We start from the raw sequence: 17,721 nt of genomic DNA, 5'->3' as shown, positions 1-17,721 counted from the left end.
ATGAAGGGTACAGATGGGTAAGCAAGTGAAAGCATATCGCGCGCTGGCGCTGCTGTCGGCCGGCGCAATGGCCGCCGCGCAGGCCGCCGAGACGGAAGTGGGCACGGAAAAAATCGACCGCGTCGAAGTCACCGCCACCCGCTCGGCCAGCGCGGTCGATGTGCAGCAGGTGCCGGCGGCGATCACCGTATTGAAGCCGGAAAGCCTGACCCGCTACGGGCAGGGCAATTTGAGCGATATCGCCAACCTGGTGCCGGCGATGTCGGTGCAGCAGCAGGCGCCGGGCGTCAACAACATCACCATGCGCGGGCTGGTGGTGCGCGGCATCGTGCCGTCCGAAGTGCAGGATGCGTCGCTGGTGGCGGTCTACATCGACGACATGCCGGTGACGCTGAAATCCTCCAATCCCGACCTGAAGGTGCTGGACCTGGAGCGCGTGGAAGTGCTGCAAGGGCCGCAAGGCACGCTGTTCGGCGCGGGCGCCATGGCCGGCGCGGTGCGCCAGATCACGCAGAAGCCCGACCTGGCCGACTTGTTCGGCACCGTGGAGGCGGTGGGTTCGAACACCTCCGGCTTCGGCGGAACCAACCGCAATCTGCGCGGCATGGTCAACCTGCCGCTGAAGGCCGATGTGCTGGGCCTGCGCCTGACCGGCTACACCGGCAACGACTCCGGCTATATCCGCAACCAGCTGGCCGGCAGCAGCACCTACGGCAAGACCACCAACGACGTCTCCACCAACCAGGCGCGCGCCGCATTGCGCCTGCGCGCCTCGCCGGACCTGCTGGTCGACGCCAGCATCACCGCTTCCAACATCAAGGGCGGCGTCAACGACGCCTATGCGGGCCTGGCGCCGTTCACCACCTACGCGCTGCTGCCGCAGACCAGCAACGACAATCTGCAGCTGTACAACCTGGGCGTGAGCTACGACCTTGGGAGCGCGCAGCTGGTGTCGTCGACCTCCTATCTGCACCGCGACACGCTGTACGTGACCTCTGCCCAGTATCCGGCCACCGCCTTCATCTTCGGCGGCAAGGCGCCGCTGATGCAGGCCGCCTACACGATCGGCAATCGCGTCACCGATTTCGCGCAGGAGTTCCGCCTCAACTCCAAGGGCAGCGGACCGCTGAAGTGGACCGCCGGCGCCTTCTTCGAAACCGGCAAGCGCAACACGCGCCAGGATGAGCCGACCACCCGCTTCGACGAACGCTTCGCCGCCACCCACAACTTCCCGGGCTATAACTCGCAGACCAACGACCTGGCCTTCAATCCCAACGATTTCTTCTCCGGCACGCAGAACACCAGGTCGCGCCAGGCGGCCTTGTTCGCCGAGGGCACCTACACCGTTTGGGACAAGCTGGACCTGACCGCCGGCGTGCGCCTGTTCCGCGGCACGCAGGACTTCGACCTGCGCTTCACCGGCTTGTTCGGCAACCTGGTCGGCGCCACGCCGTCCGCGCCGGTGGGCCAGCCGGAGGTGAGCAACAGCAGCGCGACCTCGCAGGGCGCCAATCCGCGCTTCGCCGCCGCCTACCATGTCGACGCCGACCACACGCTGTACGCATCGGTGGGCAAGGGCTTCCGCTACGGCGGCAACAACCAGCCGGTGCCGTTCAATTTCTGCGGCGTGAACGCGCCCGCCACCTTCGCGCCGGACAGCCTGTGGAACTACGAAGTCGGCTCGAAGAACACGCTGCTGGACCAGCGCATGACCTTCAACGCCAGCGCCTACGTGATCGAGTGGAAGGACGTGCAGGTGTTTAACAAGCTGCCGTGCACCTACTACTTCACGCAGAACGCCGGCAAGATCCGCAGCGAAGGCCTGGAGCTGGAAACCGCCTTCAAGCTGACCCGCCGCGCATCGCTGGGCCTGAGCGCCGCCTACAACCACGCCTACGCCACGCGCACCGTCGTCACCGGCATCGCCGCGCAGAACATCCCGGAAGGCAGCCGCGCGCCATACGCGCCGCGCCTGTCGGCCACCGCCACCGCCAGCTACACGTTGCCGGTGCGCGGCAGCGACGAAGTGGGCATCGCGGCCAGCTACGCCTACCACAGCGACGCCTACACCAACTTCGCGGCGGCGCAGGGCAGTTATGCGCAGATACCGTCGTCGAACACGCTCAACGCCACCATCACCTACAAGACCGGCGTCTACGAGTTCGGCCTGTTCGGCACCAACCTGACCAACGGCGCCAAGATCAGCGACGTCACGCCGAACACCATCGCCATCCAGCCGGGGGATACCCTGTTCATGGTGCGTCCGCGTACTATAGGCCTGCGCGCCAGGGCGCGCTTCTAACGGACCGCCATGGACTCCCCCAGCCTGAAGCAGCAGCGTTCCGAATATGTCGATGCGCCACAACGGGCTGAAGTCGCCGCCGAGCGCGGACGCTTGCTGTGGCTGGGGGAGTGGCCGACATGGCTGCTGATCGCCGTGATCCACGGCGGCTGGTTCGGCACGCTGGCTTGCTGGCGCCAGATCGGCAACGTGCCCGCCACGCTGCTGATGATCTGGTGGTGCGCCTGGTATATGTCGCTCCAGCACGAACTGATACACGGCCACCCGACGCGATGGGTCTGGGTCAACCGCCTGTTCGGCTACGTGCCGCTGGCGGTCTGGTATCCCTACCGCCTTTACCGCGACAGTCATCTGCGCCACCACATCGACTTCCACCTGACCATGCCGGCGCTCGACACCGAGAGCTACTACGTGTCGCCCGAGGTATGGGCCGGCATGGGCCGCCCGGTGCGGCTGCTGTACTGGTTCAACAAGACCTTCTGGGGACGGCTGCTGGTCGGACCGGCCATCGCGGTCGCCTCGGCGTGGAGCGAGGCGGTGCGCCAGCCGTTGCGCGGCGACTGGAGCAACGTGCCGATGTGGCTGATCCACTTCGCCATGCTGGGCGGGCTGCTGTGGTGGGTGCACGCGGCGTTCGGCATGTCGCCGCTGTACTACGTGCTGGCGATATCGTATCCGGCGCAGTCGCTGACGATGGTGCGGTCGTATTACGAACACCGGCCGGCGGCGGAACACAAGCAGCGCATCGTGCTCAATGAAGCGGGCCTGTTCTTCCGGCTGCTGTTCTTGAATAACAACCTGCACCTGGTGCACCATGACCTGCCGTCGCTGCCGTGGTATCTGCTGCCGCGCGTGTACCGCGCCCGGCGCGCGGCGTACAATGCGCGCAGCGGCGGCTTCCATCTGCACGGCTACGGAGAACTGGTGCGCCGCTTTGGCGTGCGCCCCGTCGACGCGCCGGTCCACCCCGACATGCCCACATCATGACCTGGAAAATCGCCCTGCCGATGTACAACGTCTCGCCGCGCATCGCGGGCGCCTACGAGGCCCTGTTGCTGGCGCTGGCGGACGAGGTGGGCGTGCATGCGGAACTGGTGCGGCCGCACGACCTGCCGTCGTTCTGGCGCAGTCCCGAACTGCTGATCAGCCAGACCTGCGGCTATCCCTATATGACGCAACTGCGCGGCGAGGTCGCGCTGCTGGCCACGCCGTGCTTCGATTTCAACGGTTGCGAGGGCAGCGACTATCGCAGCGCCATCGTGGTGCGCGAGGGCGGCGGCATCCGCAGCCTGGCCGAAGCGCGCGGACGCGTCGCCGCCGTCAACGAGCGCCACTCGCACAGCGGCATGAACGCGCTGCGCCACGCGGTCGCGCCGCACACGCGCGACGGCCGCTTCTTCGCATCGGTTAAATGGTCGGGCAGCCACGCGGCCAGCCTGCGCCTGGTGCGCGAGGGCGCGGCCGCCATCGCCGCCATCGACAGCGCGACCTTCGGCTACATCGCGCTGGAACAGCCGGACAGCCTGCGCGGCCTCTCCATCCTGCAGTACTCGGCGCCGTCGCCCGGATTGCCGCTGATCGCCGGGCGCGCCGTGCCGGACGAATTGGCGGCGCAACTGCGGGCCGCCTTGCTGGCGCCATCGCCGGCGGTTCAGCGGCTGTTGAGTGCCTTGCATATCGATCGCTTCGAGCATCGCGCCGACGCCGATTACGAGCGCGTGCTGCTGCTGGAAGCCGAGGCGAGGGCGGCCGGCTATCCGGTGTTGACTTAGCGTCAAGCTTGCGTTGCGTTTTTGGTTGCGGCGCGCTGTAATTTGTCCAGGAGTTATTTTGCGGTAACACTGTTCCGTTATACTGGTCTATGGCCGCAGAGACGGCCGGCTCCTCCACCACTACTATGGAAAAAGTCACCATGACTATTACAAAGCGCTTGATCTTGACTTTGTCATTGGCGTTACTTGCGCTGATATTCGTCGGCATCACCGGCCTGACACAACTGTCCCGAGCGCAGCAGCGCCTCGATGTCGTGCAAACCCGTTTAATCCCCAGCATCGCAGGCCTGAACATGGCCAAGGGCTACCTGGCCGACAGCCGCCTGGCCGGCTACCGCCTGTCGGTGTTCTCCAACCTGGCCGACAAGACGGCGCTGGACAAAGCCTACAACGACGCGCACGCCAAGTTCGACGAAGTGATCGCGACCTACGAAAAAGAACACATCTTCGACGACACCGACCGCAAGATGCTGGAAGCGGACAAGGCCAACATGGCGGCCTATCGCCAGGCGCTGGTGCCGTTCCTGGCCGGCGCCCACGCCGGCGACATGGACGCGGTACGCGCCACGCTGCTGGCCGGCACGCCGCTGGCACTGTCCGCCGGCGCGGTCAAGAAAGGCTTCGACGACCATATCGCCTACAACAATAAGCTGATCAGCGACGTGCGCGAAGAGAGCGACGCCGCCTACAAATTCGCCTTCCGCCTGATGGTGAGCGTGGTGGTGCTCGGTCTGCTGGTCACTGGCGCGCTGGCCTGGCAGCTGTACGTCATCATCAAGGGCAGCCTGGCCTCGATACGCGGCACGCTGGAGGATGTGAGCCAGTCGCTGGACCTGACGCACCAGATCAAGATCGAACGCATGGACGAAATCGGCCACACGGCCGTGGCCTTCAACAAGCTGCTGGAGCAGATCGCCGGCGTGATCGACACCGTGCGCGTTTCGACGCTGGCCGTCGGCACGGCGTCGCAGGAAATCGCCGGCGGCACCGGCGACCTGTCGCAGCGCACCTCGTCGCAAGCGGCGGCGCTGGAGCAGACCGCCGCCAGCATGGAGCAGCTGACCTCCACCGTCGGCCAGAACGCCGACAACGCGCGCCAGGCCAACCAGCTGGCGCGTTCGGCGTCGGACGTGGCGGCGCAGGGCGGCACCGTGGTGGAGCAGGTGGTTGTCACCATGGGCTCGATCAACGAATCGTCGCGCAAGATCGTCGACATTATTTCGGTCATCGACGGCATCGCCTTCCAGACCAACATCCTGGCGCTGAATGCGGCGGTGGAGGCGGCGCGCGCGGGTGAGCAGGGTCGTGGCTTCGCGGTGGTGGCGACCGAGGTGCGCAACCTGGCGCAACGCTCTGCGGCTGCGGCCAAGGAGATCAAGGCGCTGATCGATGATTCGGTGGAGAAGGTCGGTTCGGGCACCAAGCTGGTGGAGCAGGCCGGGACGACGATGCAGGAAGTCGTCGCCAGCATCAAGCAGGTGACGGACATCGTCGGCGAGATCAGCGCGGCCACGCAGGAGCAGAACGACGGCATCGCCCAGGTGCACCAGGCGGTGACGCAGATGGATCAGACCACGCAGCAGAACTCCGCGCTGGTGGAGCAGACCGCCGCCGCCGCGCAGACCTTGCGCGATCAGGCGGACAAGCTGGAGCAGGTGGTCAGCGCGTTCAAGATCAATGCGTCGCATGTGGCGCACAAGGCGCCGGCACGCCCGGCGGCACGCGCCGTCGTCGCCGTTGCTGCGGTGCCGAAGACGCCGCGGCCCAAGGTGGCCGCCAAGGCCGCCCCCGCCGCCGCGCCGAAAAAACTGAAGACCAGCGCCGGCGACAGCAGCGGCGAGTGGGAAGAGTTTTAAAAGTTCCTGATCAGCGTCGCCCGTAGCGAACGCGATTCGATGGGGTGGAAGTGGATGTCGTTGACCGGCTCCGCTTCCCCCCGGAGTTGCGACGGGTAGTAGTAATCGATCGCCGAATCCCGGCGATTGGTCAGGTTGAAGGCTTCCAGTTCCAGCGTCAACCCCTTCCTGATTTTCCATCCCCATCGTCCGTTCAGCGTCAGGCTTTGCCTGGACCGCACGCTGTTATCCTCGATCAGGGGGCGGGGACCGAAGTAGCGCAACTTCAGCGAGCCGGAATACGGGCCGCCGTCGTCCACCGTCAGCGCCAGCTGGCCCGTGCCTTCGATGGCGCCCGGGATGTAGTTGCCTTCAGGTGCGTCGTCGTGCGAGCGGGCGCGCGCGTAGGCCAGGTCCAGGTCGACCGACAACCACTTCAAAGGCTTGTAGTAGTTGGAGAACTCCACGCCGTAGCGGCGGCTGGGCCGTCCCGCCTCGGTGGTGCCGGCATCTCCCGCGAAGCTAAGCTCCGAATCGAAATCCAGCCGGTACAGCGACAGCGAAGACTGCAACCCCGGCAGCCAGCTGCTGCGCGCGCCCAGCTCCATGCCGCGCGAGCGCACCAGCGGCGACACCTTGCCTGCCGCCTCGCCAGTTTTAGGATCGATCTGGATGGTGGCGCCGCGCGCGTCGTTGCTGTGGAAGCCGGTGCCGATGTTGGCGTACAGTTCCGCCGTCTGCCAGGGGCCGTAGACCACGCTCAGGCTGGGACTCGCCAGATGGTCGCTGGCCTTGCCGGTATTGGCGGCCAGGCTGCTGCGCACGTCGAAGCGGTAGCTGTCCACGCGCAGCCCTGCCACCGTGCGCCAGGCCGCGTTCCAGCGCGTGTTGTTCTCTACGTAGAGCGCGGCGCTGGATTCGACGATGTGGTCTTGCCGCGTGACCGACAGCGGCTTGCGCGCCTGTGTGTTGAGCAGGCCGTTGAAGATATTATCGTTCTGCAGCTGGATACCGATGGTGGTGGTGCTGGTGTTGCCTTCCGAATGCTGGTGCCAGCTATGACTCGCATTCAGGCCGCTGGTGACGCGCTTGTCCGGCTGCGCGAACTGGTCGCCGTGCAGCGGGTCGTCCATGAAGTAGGTGAAGTTGGAATACAGGTCCAGCTGGTTGGCGATGATGTAGGCGTTGACCTTGGACGAGCTGTCCTCGCTGGTGCGGCGCCATGCGCCGGAAAGGCTGTAGCGGTGCGACTTGCCGCCATCGGTATTGTCGATGGCGTCGTTGCGGCCTATGCTGCCGTCCTGCGCGGCGCGCAGCGGGATCTGGTCGGTCGAATTCCAGTCGGCGCGGTAGGCCATCAGGCTGACGTTGAAACCGTTGTTGGCATAGCCTTCGCTGTAACGCAGCACCGCGTTCAGTTTTTGATAGTCGTCGGGACGCGCGTACGAGCCGTCGTTGTGCAGCGCCTCGAGCGCGTACAACAGGGTGCCGTTGCCGGCGTCCAGCGAGTCGGCCAGCAGCGCGCGGCCGTAGCCGTGCTGGCCGGCCGACGCCGTGGCCGTGCCGCGCAGCAGCCGGTTGGCGTACAACACCGACGCCGTGCCGGCGGAAGCGAAGTCGCCTTCCTCTGCGGAGTAGGGGCCTTTCTTGTAGTCGAGCCGCATCGCCAGTTCCGGTATCAGGAAATTCAAGTCGGTCCAGCCCTGGCCGTGCGCGTGGCTGCGCTGGTTGACCGGCATGTCGTCGACGGTGGTGCGCAGATCGGTGCCGTGATCGAGGTTGAAGCCGCGCAGGTAGAACTGGTTGGCCTTGCCCTCGCCGCTATGCTGGCTGACGATCAGGCCTGGCACGGCTTCGAGGATTTCGCCTGGACGGTAGACGGTGCGCGCCGCCAGCTCCTGCTGCGTGACGCTGCCTGCGCTGGCCGCATCGGCCACGCCCAGCTGGCTGGCGCGCGAGCCGTCGACGAAGACCCTTTGCAGGATCTCGTCGTCGGCCTGCGCGGAACCCAGCGCGAACAACAGCAAATATTTAACGGGTTGTTTGATCGATGCTGTTTTGATCGAAGATGAGAGTCTGGACGGGGCCATCGGTTTGGAGGTTGACGGTGTTCTTTTGAGATGGCAGGAAGTCTATCATCAGCGCATTGTGTATGCGTGTCGCGGGCGCCAGTTTTTGACCCTCGATCTCCTGGAAGATGACGACGCTGTCGGCGTCGGCCTTCATGCCGACCCAGTTCAGCGGCAGGCGCTTGCGGTCGGGGCCTTCGAGGTAGAACTGCTTTTCCACGTAGCGGCGCAGCGGCGCTTCGCTGTCCGCCTGGCCCAGGTCCAGATTGCGGCCGTAGAGATTCGCCAGCAGCGTGGCGACATCGTGCGCGGTGTAGGTGTGCACGATCTCGGTATTGCCGGTGCGCTCGTTGTAGCTGATGTCGGCTATGCCCATGTGAAAATTATGGGCATGTGCCGCCGTGCCGGCAAACGCCAGCACGGCGGCGAAGGTCAGGCGTAAAGCGCGCGGCATCATTCCGACGACGCGTCCTTCGACGACTTGTCGCCCTTGCCCTTGAGCGGCGTATTGTAGTCGCGCATCAGGTTGTTGCGGTCACGCTCGGTCTTGAACAGCTCCATGCGCGACTGCGTCACCTTGCGCGGCCAGGCGTTGTTGCTGGTGTCGATGTCGGCGGTTTCCCAGTACGGATCCTGGGTCAGGCCCACGATCGGCTCGTCGGCGACGATCAACTTGGTGATCTTCTTCGGCGAGTAGCGCCATACTTCGGCCGGAATGCGTTCGATGTACTTCTTGCCGCTCTTGAGTTCCACCTCCAGGATCAGCGGCATCACCATGCCGCCCAGGTTGGAGAAGTCCACCAGGTACAGGTGCTTGCCCTGGTCCAGCAGCTTCTTCTCCCACGGCTCCAGCTTCTCGATGGCTTCGGCGTAGGTGTTGCGGTCCTTGTTGGTGACGGTGAACTCGTCGTGCTCGTTGTAGAAGTCCTTCAGCTCCGGATGCTCGCTCAGGCGCTTCGGCAGTGCCTTGTTGCGCTGCTCGGAAATCGAAACCGGCTCCGCATCCTTCTGCGCTTTTTTCCAGGCCTTTTCCTTTTCCGGATCCTTGGTGCTCACGCCGTATTCGCTGATGCCGTCGATGCTGATGTCCACCGCGTCGGTGGTGTAGAACCAGCCGCGCCAGAACCAGTCAAGGTCGGTGCCCGATGCGTCTTCCATGGTGCGGAAGAAGTCGGCCGGAGTGGGGCGCTTGAACTTCCAGCGGCGTGCGTATTCCTTGAACGCGTAGTCGAACAGGTCGCGGCCCAGGATGGTCTCGCGCAGGATGTTCAAGCCGGTGGCCGGCTTGGCGTAGGCGTTGTTCCCGAACTGGAGCAGCGACTCCGAGTTGGTCATGATGGGCACCTGGTTCTGGCTGCGCATGTAGTCGACGATGTTGCGCGCCTCGCCGCGGCGCGACGGGTAGTTGTCTTCCCATGCCTGCTCGGCCAGGTACTGCACGAAGGTGTTCAGGCCTTCATCCATCCAGGTCCACTGGCGCTCGTCCGAGTTGATGATCATCGGGTAGTAGTTGTGGCCCACCTCGTGGATGATGACGCCGATCAGGCCATACTTGGTCTGCTGCGACCAGGTGAGGGCGCCGGTCTTTTTGTCCTTGGCCGGGCGCGGGCCGTTGAAGGAGATCATCGGATACTCCATGCCGCCGACCGGGCCGTTGACAGAGATCGCGGTTGGATACGGATAGTCGAAGCTGTACTTGTTGTACTGGTCGATGGTGTGGACGATGGCCTGGGTGCTGTATTTGCCCCACAGCGGATTGCCTTCCTTCGGATAGTAGGACATCGCCATCACGTTGGTGGAATCCTTCTTGAAGCCTTGCGCATCCCAGATGAATTTGCGGCTGGAAGCCCAGGCGAAGTCGCGCACATTGGCGGCCTTGAAGTGCCAGGTCTTGGATGCGGTGCTGACGGATTTCTCGGCCTTCTCGGCTTCTTCCTGCGTCACGATGACGACCGGCGAGGTCGCGGTGCGCGCCTTGGCCAGGCGGTCGCGCTGCGTCGCGGTCAGCACGTCGTTGGGGTTTTGCAGTTCGCCGGTGGAGGCCACGACGTGGTCGGCGGGGACGGTCAGCTGCACGTCGTAGTCGCCGAATTCCAGCGTGAACTCGCCGGAGCCCAGGAACTGCTTGTGCTGCCAGCCCATCACGTCGTAGTAGGCGGCCATGCGCGGATACCACTGGGCGATTTCGAACAAGTCGTTCTTGTCGTCTTCGAAGTGTTCGTAGCCGGCGCGGCCACCCAGCACCTGCTGCTCGTTGATGTTATAGGACCAGTCGATATTGAAGGTGAAGCTCTGGCCCGGCTTCAGCGGCGCGGGCAGGTCGATGCGCATCATGGTGCGGTTGATGGCGTACTTCAGTGGCTGGCCGCCGGCCGACACGGTCTTGATCTTGTAGCCGCCGTCGAACTCGCGGCCGGCCAGGATGCTGCGCATGCCTTCGAACTTGTAGCCGTCTTCCGGCGTGCGCGGCTTGGCCCATGCTTCGCGCGAAGGCTGCGTCAGCATCATGCGGGCGTCGGAATCTTTTTTGTAGATGTTCTGGTCGAGCTGCACCCACAGGTAGCTCAGCGTGTCGGGCGAGTTGTTGTGGTAGGCGATTTGCTCGCTGCCGGTGATGGCGCGTTTGGCTTCGTCGAGCGTGGCGCGGATCGTGTAGTCGGCGCGCTGCTGCCAGTAGGCGGCGCCGGGCGCGCCGGAGGCGGTGCGGTAGGAATTGGCGCTGGGGAGAACTTCATCGAGCTGGCGGAACTTGTCGTCGAAAGGCTCCGCTGCAAACGCGGATACGGTGAAGCAAAGAGCCATCAAGCTGAATGTCTTGCGCATAGTTTGTATTCCTGGTGTATGCCCGAATAAAAAAGCTAGTGTATAGCAACTTTTCAAAGAATTACCGGGCGATACAATAAAATACAAACTAAGTGGCAGTTTTCATTTTTGTTTAGTTGGTTTTCCTTTGTTGATCCTGGAAGGCGTGGCGGGCGTCGTCGGCGGCGGTCGCTGCGGCCGATGGAAGGTCCAGCCGCATCAGGCGGGAACCCTTGCCGCTGCTGACGCGCGGCCATTCGGGCAGGCCGGCGCCGTTGGGGTTTCCGGTCTTGATAAAGTTGGCGAAGTAGGCCTGCATCTGTGCCGACAGCGCGTGGTCGCCGGCGCTCCAGGCATAGACTTTATTCGTATCGAGATTGCCCAGCGCGTATTCGATTTCGACGGAGTGGCCGGCGCCTTCCTGGCCCGGGCGCGGGTGCGCATAGTAGTAGCGGTAGACCGGCTGGCCGCTGGTGCGCGCGTGCGTGTCCAGCCACTTCCAGGTGCCGTAGGCGATGAACAGATCGCCGGCCAGGTCGTTCGCGGCTTGTTGAGTGTCGCCGCTGTAGGCCAGCAGCGCCGCGTCGGCGCGCTCGCCGTACATCTCGTGCAGCGCCTTGCTGAAGTTCTCGGGCGTCGGCGCGTTGTCGCGCAGGACGTTGGAGTAGTGGCCTTCCTGCGAATTCCATCCGGCCAGCAGCGGCACCTTGGCCTGCTGGCCGGCGCTGTAGATGGCGAGCGGGCTGCGAGGCAGCACGTAGCCGTCCTCGATGGCGGCGAGCCATGGCGCGTCGGGGCGCTTGAGGGTGTCGAGCAGCTGCTGCGCGGGCATGGCGCGCAGCGCGGCCAGTGTTGGTGCGCCGATCTCCCTGGCGAAGGCGGCGCCGCGCTTTTCCGCGAGCGCCAGCGGCAGCGGGGCGTTGTGGCCGAGCAGCGAGCCGCTTTCGCCGATGGCGCCGGCGATCAGGCCTTTGGACAGGGGCGTCATCATCTGCGCGCTGACCGACCATGAGCCGGCCGACTCTCCGGCGATGGTCACGCGTTTTGGATCGCCGCCGAAGGCCGCGATATTTTTTTGCACCCATTGCAGCGCCGCCGCCTGGTCCATCAGGCCGTAGTTGCCGGAGGCCTTGTGCGGCGATTCGGCGCTCAGTTCGGGGTGGGCCAGGAAACCGAAGATATTCAGGCGGTAGTTGACGGTCAGCGTGACGATGCCTTTGGCGGCCATGCTTGCGCCGTCGTAGCGCGGCTCGGAACCGTCGCCCGCCGCGAAGCCGCCGCCGTAGAAGTAGACCAGCACCGGCAGCTTGTCCCTGGCCGATTTGGCCGGCGTCCAGACGTTGAGGTACAGGCAGTCCTCGCTGACGCCGTCGGAGCGGAACACCATGTCGCCGAACAGCGGCAGCTGCATGGCGCGCGGGCCGAAGCGATCGGCCTTGCGCACGCCGCGCCACTTCGAGGCCGGCTGCGGCGCCTTCCAGCGCAGATCGCCGACAGGCGGCGCCGCAAACGGTATCCCTTTATACGATTTGACGCCGGCAGCCTCCGATGTGCCTTCGACCACGCCGGTGGCGGTGACGGCGCGCGGCGCGGTTGCGAAGGCGGAGGAGGCGAACACGCTGGCAGCGAGCAGCAAACCGATTTTTCTCATAGTCTCAATCCGGGGTCAGGTTCGCCAATTCTACACGGCCTCAACCTTGGCGCCTGCCAGGGTAGGGCTCGTGTCCGAATGTCAGACTTGACCCCGGAGTGGTAGCATGCTGCTCAGGGGCAAAAACCATACATTCTTACTAAATGTCGAAGTCGAAATCCATACAAGATGAAGATCGGGCCGTCGCCTGGCTGGGCCGGTTCGAGCAGCATGCGGGGCCGCGCTACCTGCAGATCGCGGATTTTGTCGAGCGGGCGCTGGCCGACGGCCGTTTGAAGCCGGGCGACCGCCTGCCGCCGCAGCGTCGCCTGGCGCAGTTGCTGCAGGTCGACCTCACCACGGTGACGCGCGCTTATGACGAGGCCAGGCGCCGCAACCTGCTGGAAGGGCAGGGCGCGCGCGGCACCTACGCCGCCGCACCCAAGGTGGAGCTGGCGCAGCTGCTGGACCTGAGCATGAATATCCCGCCGCCGCCGGACGGCGTCGACTTCGACGATCTGCTGAAACAGGGCCTGGCCCAGGTACTGCTGCGCACCGACAGCGGCCTGCTGATGAACTACCACCTGGGCGGCGGCAGCCGGGCCGACCGCGCGGCCGGCGCCGCGTGGCTGGCGCCGATGCTGGGCCGGGTGGACCAGGAGCAGGTGGTGGTCTGCCCCGGCGCGCAGTCCGCGCTGGCGGCGCTGATACTGACCTTGAGCCGGCCCGGCGACATCATCCTGGCCGAGCCGGCGGTGTATCCCGGCCTGCGCGCGACGGCCGCGCAACTGGGGCGGCGCGTGCAGGCGGTGGCGGTGGACGCCGGCGGCATGCTGCCGGACGCGCTGGAGAAAGCCTGCGGCAAACAGCGCGTGGCGCTGCTCTACCTGAATCCGACGCTGCAAAACCCGACCACGCACACCATGCCGGCCGCGCGCCGGCGCGAGATCGCCCGTGTGGCCGCGCGCTGCGGCGTGCAGATCATCGAGGACGATCCCTACTGGCTGCTGGCCGATGCGCCGCCACCGCCGCTGGCGCACTACGCGCCGCGCCAGGTCAGCTATATTTCGACGCTGTCCAAATGCCTGGCGCCCGGCCTGCGCACGGCGTTCGTGCTGCTGTCCGATCCGCAGCAGCGCGAGGCCTTCATGGCGGCGCTGCGTTCCTTGGTGCTGATGCCGGCGCCGCTGACGACGGCGCTGGCCACGCAATGGATACACGACGGTTCGGCCCAGCGCTTGCTGGCGGGTGTGAAGGAGGAGGCGCGCAAGCGCCAGTTGCTGGCGCACCAGCTGTTGGCCGGCAAGGCGGAGGCGGGCGGGGATGGCATCCATGTCTGGCTGCCCCTGCCCAGTTACTGGACCGCGCATGCATTGGCGCAGGCGGCGCAGGCCGAAGAAGGCCTGGCCGTGACTTCATCGGAAGCGTTCTACGCGGGCTCCCCCCCGCCGAACGCGATCCGTATTTCGCTGGGCTCGATCCGCGACGGCCACCGGTTGGCGGCCGCCTTGCGCAAGCTGTCGCAGCTTTTGGCGCGCAAGCCGCCGGCGCGGCATCAAGCCCTGGTCTGAACCCGGATCAGCCGCGGCGCGCGCGGCGGCGTGCCAGGCCGATCAGGCCCAGGCCACCGAGCATCATGGCGTAGGTTTCCGGTTCCGGTACCGCGGCGATGGTGCCGTTGACGGCGAACGGCAATTCCACCGTCAGGCCGCTGCCGGATTCTTCCAGGGTGGCGAAGGCGCCGCCGCCGGTCGCTTGCGCAGCGTTGCCTTCGCGGGCATCGGACGTAGGCGGCTGCCAAGGACCGGACAGGCCGGTGCCTGCCAGGCCCCAGGTCAGCCAGTAGTGGCCGGAGCCCAGCGTGATGTCGGTGATGTCGGCGTCGATCTTGTAGATGCCGCGCTGCTTGTTGGTCAGCGTGCCATCGGTGACGCGGTAGCCGGCCAGGCCGCCATTGGTGACGCCGGTGGTGCCGGAGGCCACCACGGTGCCCGAATTGATGTCCGCGCCCGAGACGATGCTCCAGGTGGCCGAAGTGAAGCTGAAGGCGCCGGCGCCGGTCTGGTAGCCGAAGAAGCTCAGGCTGGAGACGTTCCAGCTCTTGCCTGCCGTGACATCGAAATCGTCGGCGACGAAATTGCCTACACCGCTTTGCGCACCGAAGCCGAACGTGGTGGCGCCCGGTCCGATGACGGAGACACCGGTGGCGTCGACCACCGGGCCATTGTTATACAACTCAGCAGCGTTGGTAACGCCGGCAATCAAAGCGAGTACTGCGAATGCGATCTTTTTCATCATTTCCCCATCTCGGTTGTAAGAGATGAAAAAATATCATCATTCCGCGCTATTGCCAATTAATTATTTCAAATATGCAAATTACAATTGATTAACGTAGCGTTTCCGTCAGTACCCGGCCTTCGGCGCCGGACGGCGGGCGCACCTGCAGCAGATGGGCCAGGGTCGGCGCGATGTCGACCACTTCCGCATACTGGCCGTAGGCGCCCGGCTTGATCCAGCGTTTGCCCATGATCATCAGCGGCACATTGGTGTCGTAGGCGTACGGCGAGCCGTGCGAGGTGCCGCTGGTGCCGGTGCCGAAGTACCAGTAAGGCTTGGTGACGACCATCAGGTCGCCCGAGGCTTCGCGGTTCCAGGCGCGGCGCATCAGGGTGGCGATGCGGGTGGTGTTGGCGGCGCCGCTTTCGAGCTGGGTGCGGGTGTAGGCTTCGACGATGCCGTTCTGCGCCAGCAGGTAGCGGGCGGCGGCGGTTTCCACTTCTTCGCGTTTCAGGCCGCTTTTGTCGATCTGCGCGTAGTCGAGGTGGATGTTGGGCAGCGACCAGGCGCTCAGCAGCTTGGCGCCGCCGAATTTTTCCGACAGGTGCTGGTCCAGCGCGGCCATCAGCTTGTCGCCGTCGATGCGCTGGGCGTCGATGTGCTGGGTCTGGGCGAATTCCGGCGTGTTCGGGAAGCCGTGGTCGGCGGTCAGCACCACCAGCACATTGTCCATGCCGACTTTTTTGTCGAGGTGGCTGAAGAAGTCGGCCAGCATGCGGTCCAGGCGCTGCAGGTGGTCGTGCGACAGCTTGCTTTCCGGGCCGAAGGCGTGGTTGACGTAGTCGTGCGCCGACAGGCTCACGCCCAGCAGGTCCGGCACGCCGGCCGGATTGCGGCCGAGGTTTTCGCCGTCCACCGCGGCGCGCGCGAAGTCCAGCGTCAGCTGGTCGAGGAAGGGGCCGGTCTTCAGGCTGTTGTAGTAGCCGGCGTCGATCTCGCCGCTCTCGCTGTAGTAGCTGTACGGCAGGCGGTTGTGGGCGCCCGCCTTGACCTGGTTCAGGTCGGGGTTGGCGTCGCCGGCGTAGGCCGCATCCGGCAGCAGCGCCGTCCACGACTTGCCGTAGTAGCGGTCCTGCGGCTTGCCGGCCTGGTATTGCTGGACCCAGCCCGGATGGGCTTTCATGTAAAAGGTGCTGCTGGCGAAGTTGCCGCTCTTGTCCATGTACATGTAGGCGGTGCCGGTCTTGCCGGCCAGCAGAATCGCGCCGCGGTCCTTACCGGACACGGTGACGACCTTGCTGCGGCTGCCGGTGGCGTAGCGCAGCTGGTCGCCCAGCGTGTCGACCTTCAGGCGGGTCGGCGCGGTGCCGTCGCTGGACTTGGTTTCTTCGCCGATGTAGGTGTAATTGGTGTCTTCGGTGCAGTACACCGATTTCCGGGTGATCGGGTCGATCCAGTTATTGCCGATCACGCCGTGCACATACGGGTAGGCGCCGGTCAGCACGGCGCTGTGGCCGATCGCGGTGACGGTGATGCCGTGTGCCTGGTGGGCGTTGCTGAACGACGCGCCCTGGTCCAGCATGCGGCGCAGGCCGCCCTGGCCGAACTGGTCGCGGTAGCGCAGCAGCTGTTCGTTCGGCAGGCCGTCCACCACCAGCACCACCACCAGCTTGGGCTGGGCCGCGGCGGCCGCGCTGGCGGCAGGGGCGGCGGCGTACGCGCCCAGGGCTAGGCAGGAAGTCGCGATTACGAGTGCGGGCAGGGACAGTTTCTTTGTCATGTTGGGTCGTCGTCAGGTTGAAAGATGTTTGGGCGCACAGCCTACCATGCGCCCGCGACATCGTACTCCATCCTTGTGACGGCTCCATGACAGGCGCGGCGGCCCCGCTACAGCTGCAGGTGCATGAAGGTGGCCGCGCCCAGCGTGCCGTCGGGCAGGGCGGCGTAGCCGGGCACCACGCCGGTGACGGCGAAGCCGAGCTTTGCATACATGGCCTGGGCCGGGAAGCCGGTGCAGGTGTCGAGCACCAGCAGCGTGCGGCCCAGCGTCCGCGCGGTGGCCAGCGCGTGCTGCATCAGCGCCTGCGCGATGCCTTGCCGGCGCGCGCCGCTGTGCACCAGCATCTTGGAGATCTCCGCCCGGTGCCGGCCGTTGGGCATGCCGCCCACCACCAGTTGCACGGTGCCGCACAGCGCGCCGTCCGCAGCGTGGGCGACGAACAGCAGGCGTTCGCCGCTGGCGATCTGCGGCGCCAGCGACAGCCAGAAGTCCCGTGCCTCCTCCAGCGGGCAGGGCAGCAGGAAGCCGACGCTGGCGCCGTGCAGCACGCAGTCGCGCAGCACCTGCGCCAGGTCGCCGGCGTGCCGGCGCAGGCCATCGGCGTCGAGTTGTTTTATGGTGGGCATATGGCGATCAGGTAGCGGGCCGGCGTGGGCCCGGGACAGAAAAAGCGCGTGGCGCCGAACAGGTGGAAGCGCAGGCAGTCGCCCGCCTGCAACGGGTGGGTGGCGCCGTCGAGGGTGTAGTCCAGCGCGCCTTCGAGCAGCCACAGATGCTGCTCCATGCCGGGCACCGGAGCCTGCTCGTAGTCGATGCGGGCGCCGGGCGGCAGCCAGCCTTCGACCAGCTCGACCGCGTAGCCGCGCGCCGGCGGCGACACCATGCGGCGGCGGAAGCCGGTGTCGGGGTCTTGCCACAGCGGCTGGTCGGCGGCGCGCAGCAATTCGCCGGGCTGGGCTTCGGCCTCGGCGACCAGGCGCGACATCGGCAGGCCGAACACGGCGCACAGCTTGCCCAGCAGGGCGGCGGTGGGGCTGGTTTCCGCGCGTTCCAGGCGCGACAGCGTGGCGCGGCTGATGCCGCTGGCGGCGGCCAGTTCGTCCAGCGACAGGCCGCGCTCTTCGCGCAGCGCGGCCAGCCGGCGGGCCAGGCGGGATTCGATATCGTTTCTCATAAATGAGAATGTATCCCATATTTAGGAATGGGGCAAGGCGGCGCTTCGGTTTATCGGCGCCACTTCTGCGTTGTATCAAT

General features: G+C 65.7%; 13 protein-coding genes. 5 read left to right on the top strand and 8 right to left on the bottom strand.

Annotation, left to right across the window (positions count from 1 at the left end; translation table 11 throughout):
• Positions 1 to 25 precede the first annotated feature (25 nt).
• The 4 genes from DUGA2_RS20710 (at position 26) to DUGA2_RS20695 (ending at position 5,930) form a co-directional block, all read left to right on the top strand.
• Positions 26 to 2,302 carry a TonB-dependent receptor gene (locus DUGA2_RS20710; protein WP_168167805.1) on the top strand — a complete coding sequence of 759 codons (2,277 nt, stop codon included), beginning with the start codon at positions 26 to 28 and terminating at the stop codon, positions 2,300 to 2,302.
• Between the two features lie 9 nt (positions 2,303 to 2,311).
• Positions 2,312 to 3,289, top strand: coding sequence for a fatty acid desaturase (locus DUGA2_RS20705; protein ID WP_070271371.1), 978 nt, complete (start codon positions 2,312 to 2,314; stop codon positions 3,287 to 3,289).
• Positions 3,286 to 4,074, top strand: a complete 789-nt coding sequence (locus DUGA2_RS20700; RefSeq protein WP_070271370.1) for a phosphate/phosphite/phosphonate ABC transporter substrate-binding protein — start codon at positions 3,286 to 3,288, stop codon at positions 4,072 to 4,074. Before DUGA2_RS20705 ends, DUGA2_RS20700 begins: the two co-directional genes overlap by 4 nt.
• Before the next feature lie 140 nt (positions 4,075 to 4,214).
• Positions 4,215 to 5,930: a methyl-accepting chemotaxis protein gene (locus DUGA2_RS20695; protein ID WP_168167804.1), complete on the top strand. Its 1,716-nt coding sequence runs from the start codon at positions 4,215 to 4,217 to the stop codon at positions 5,928 to 5,930.
• Here DUGA2_RS20695 and DUGA2_RS20690 read toward each other — a convergent pair.
• The 4 genes from DUGA2_RS20690 to DUGA2_RS20675 form a co-directional block, all read right to left on the bottom strand.
• A complete protein-coding gene (locus tag DUGA2_RS20690; protein ID WP_070271368.1) occupies positions 5,927 to 7,999 on the bottom strand; it encodes a TonB-dependent receptor in 2,073 nt (690 codons plus the stop codon). The two genes, DUGA2_RS20695 and DUGA2_RS20690, sit on opposite strands and share 4 nt — an antisense overlap.
• On the bottom strand, positions 7,941 to 8,432 hold the full coding sequence (locus DUGA2_RS20685; RefSeq protein WP_307170841.1) for a DUF6702 family protein: 492 nt from the start codon (positions 8,430 to 8,432) through the stop codon (positions 7,941 to 7,943). Before DUGA2_RS20685 ends, DUGA2_RS20690 begins: the two co-directional genes overlap by 59 nt.
• Positions 8,432 to 10,801, bottom strand: coding sequence for a M1 family metallopeptidase (locus DUGA2_RS20680; protein WP_070271366.1), 2,370 nt, complete (start codon positions 10,799 to 10,801; stop codon positions 8,432 to 8,434). The genes DUGA2_RS20685 and DUGA2_RS20680 overlap by 1 nt, the downstream gene beginning before the upstream one ends.
• Before the next feature lie 112 nt (positions 10,802 to 10,913).
• Positions 10,914 to 12,431: a carboxylesterase/lipase family protein gene (locus DUGA2_RS20675; RefSeq protein ID WP_070271365.1), complete on the bottom strand. Its 1,518-nt coding sequence runs from the start codon at positions 12,429 to 12,431 to the stop codon at positions 10,914 to 10,916.
• A gap of 143 nt (positions 12,432 to 12,574) precedes the next feature.
• Between DUGA2_RS20675 and DUGA2_RS20670 the strand changes: the two genes are divergently transcribed.
• Entirely contained in the window at positions 12,575 to 13,981 is a 1,407-nt protein-coding gene (locus DUGA2_RS20670; protein WP_070271364.1) for a PLP-dependent aminotransferase family protein, read from the top strand.
• Between the two features lie 7 nt (positions 13,982 to 13,988).
• On the opposite strand, the gene DUGA2_RS20665 is transcribed toward DUGA2_RS20670, so the two are convergent.
• From DUGA2_RS20665 to DUGA2_RS20650, 4 genes are all read right to left on the bottom strand, one after another.
• On the bottom strand, positions 13,989 to 14,705 hold the full coding sequence (locus DUGA2_RS20665) for a PEP-CTERM sorting domain-containing protein (RefSeq protein ID WP_373994843.1): 717 nt from the start codon (positions 14,703 to 14,705) through the stop codon (positions 13,989 to 13,991).
• Positions 14,706 to 14,796: 91 nt separating this feature from the next.
• Complete coding sequence (locus tag DUGA2_RS20660) at positions 14,797 to 16,467, bottom strand: alkaline phosphatase family protein (RefSeq protein WP_070271362.1); 1,671 nt, start codon at positions 16,465 to 16,467, stop codon at positions 14,797 to 14,799.
• Positions 16,468 to 16,574: 107 nt separating this feature from the next.
• Entirely contained in the window at positions 16,575 to 17,093 is a 519-nt protein-coding gene (locus tag DUGA2_RS20655; protein WP_070271361.1) for a GNAT family N-acetyltransferase, read from the bottom strand.
• Positions 17,081 to 17,641, bottom strand: coding sequence for an XRE family transcriptional regulator (locus tag DUGA2_RS20650; RefSeq protein ID WP_070271360.1), 561 nt, complete (start codon positions 17,639 to 17,641; stop codon positions 17,081 to 17,083). The genes DUGA2_RS20655 and DUGA2_RS20650 overlap by 13 nt, the downstream gene beginning before the upstream one ends.
• Positions 17,642 to 17,721 lie beyond the last annotated feature (80 nt).

The organism is Duganella sp. HH101, assembly GCF_001758795.1.
Lineage (GTDB): Bacteria > Pseudomonadota > Gammaproteobacteria > Burkholderiales > Burkholderiaceae_D > Rugamonas > Rugamonas rivuli.
The sequence above is the reverse complement of the archived record's forward strand: the minus strand, read 5'-3'. Positions and strand labels throughout refer to the sequence as shown.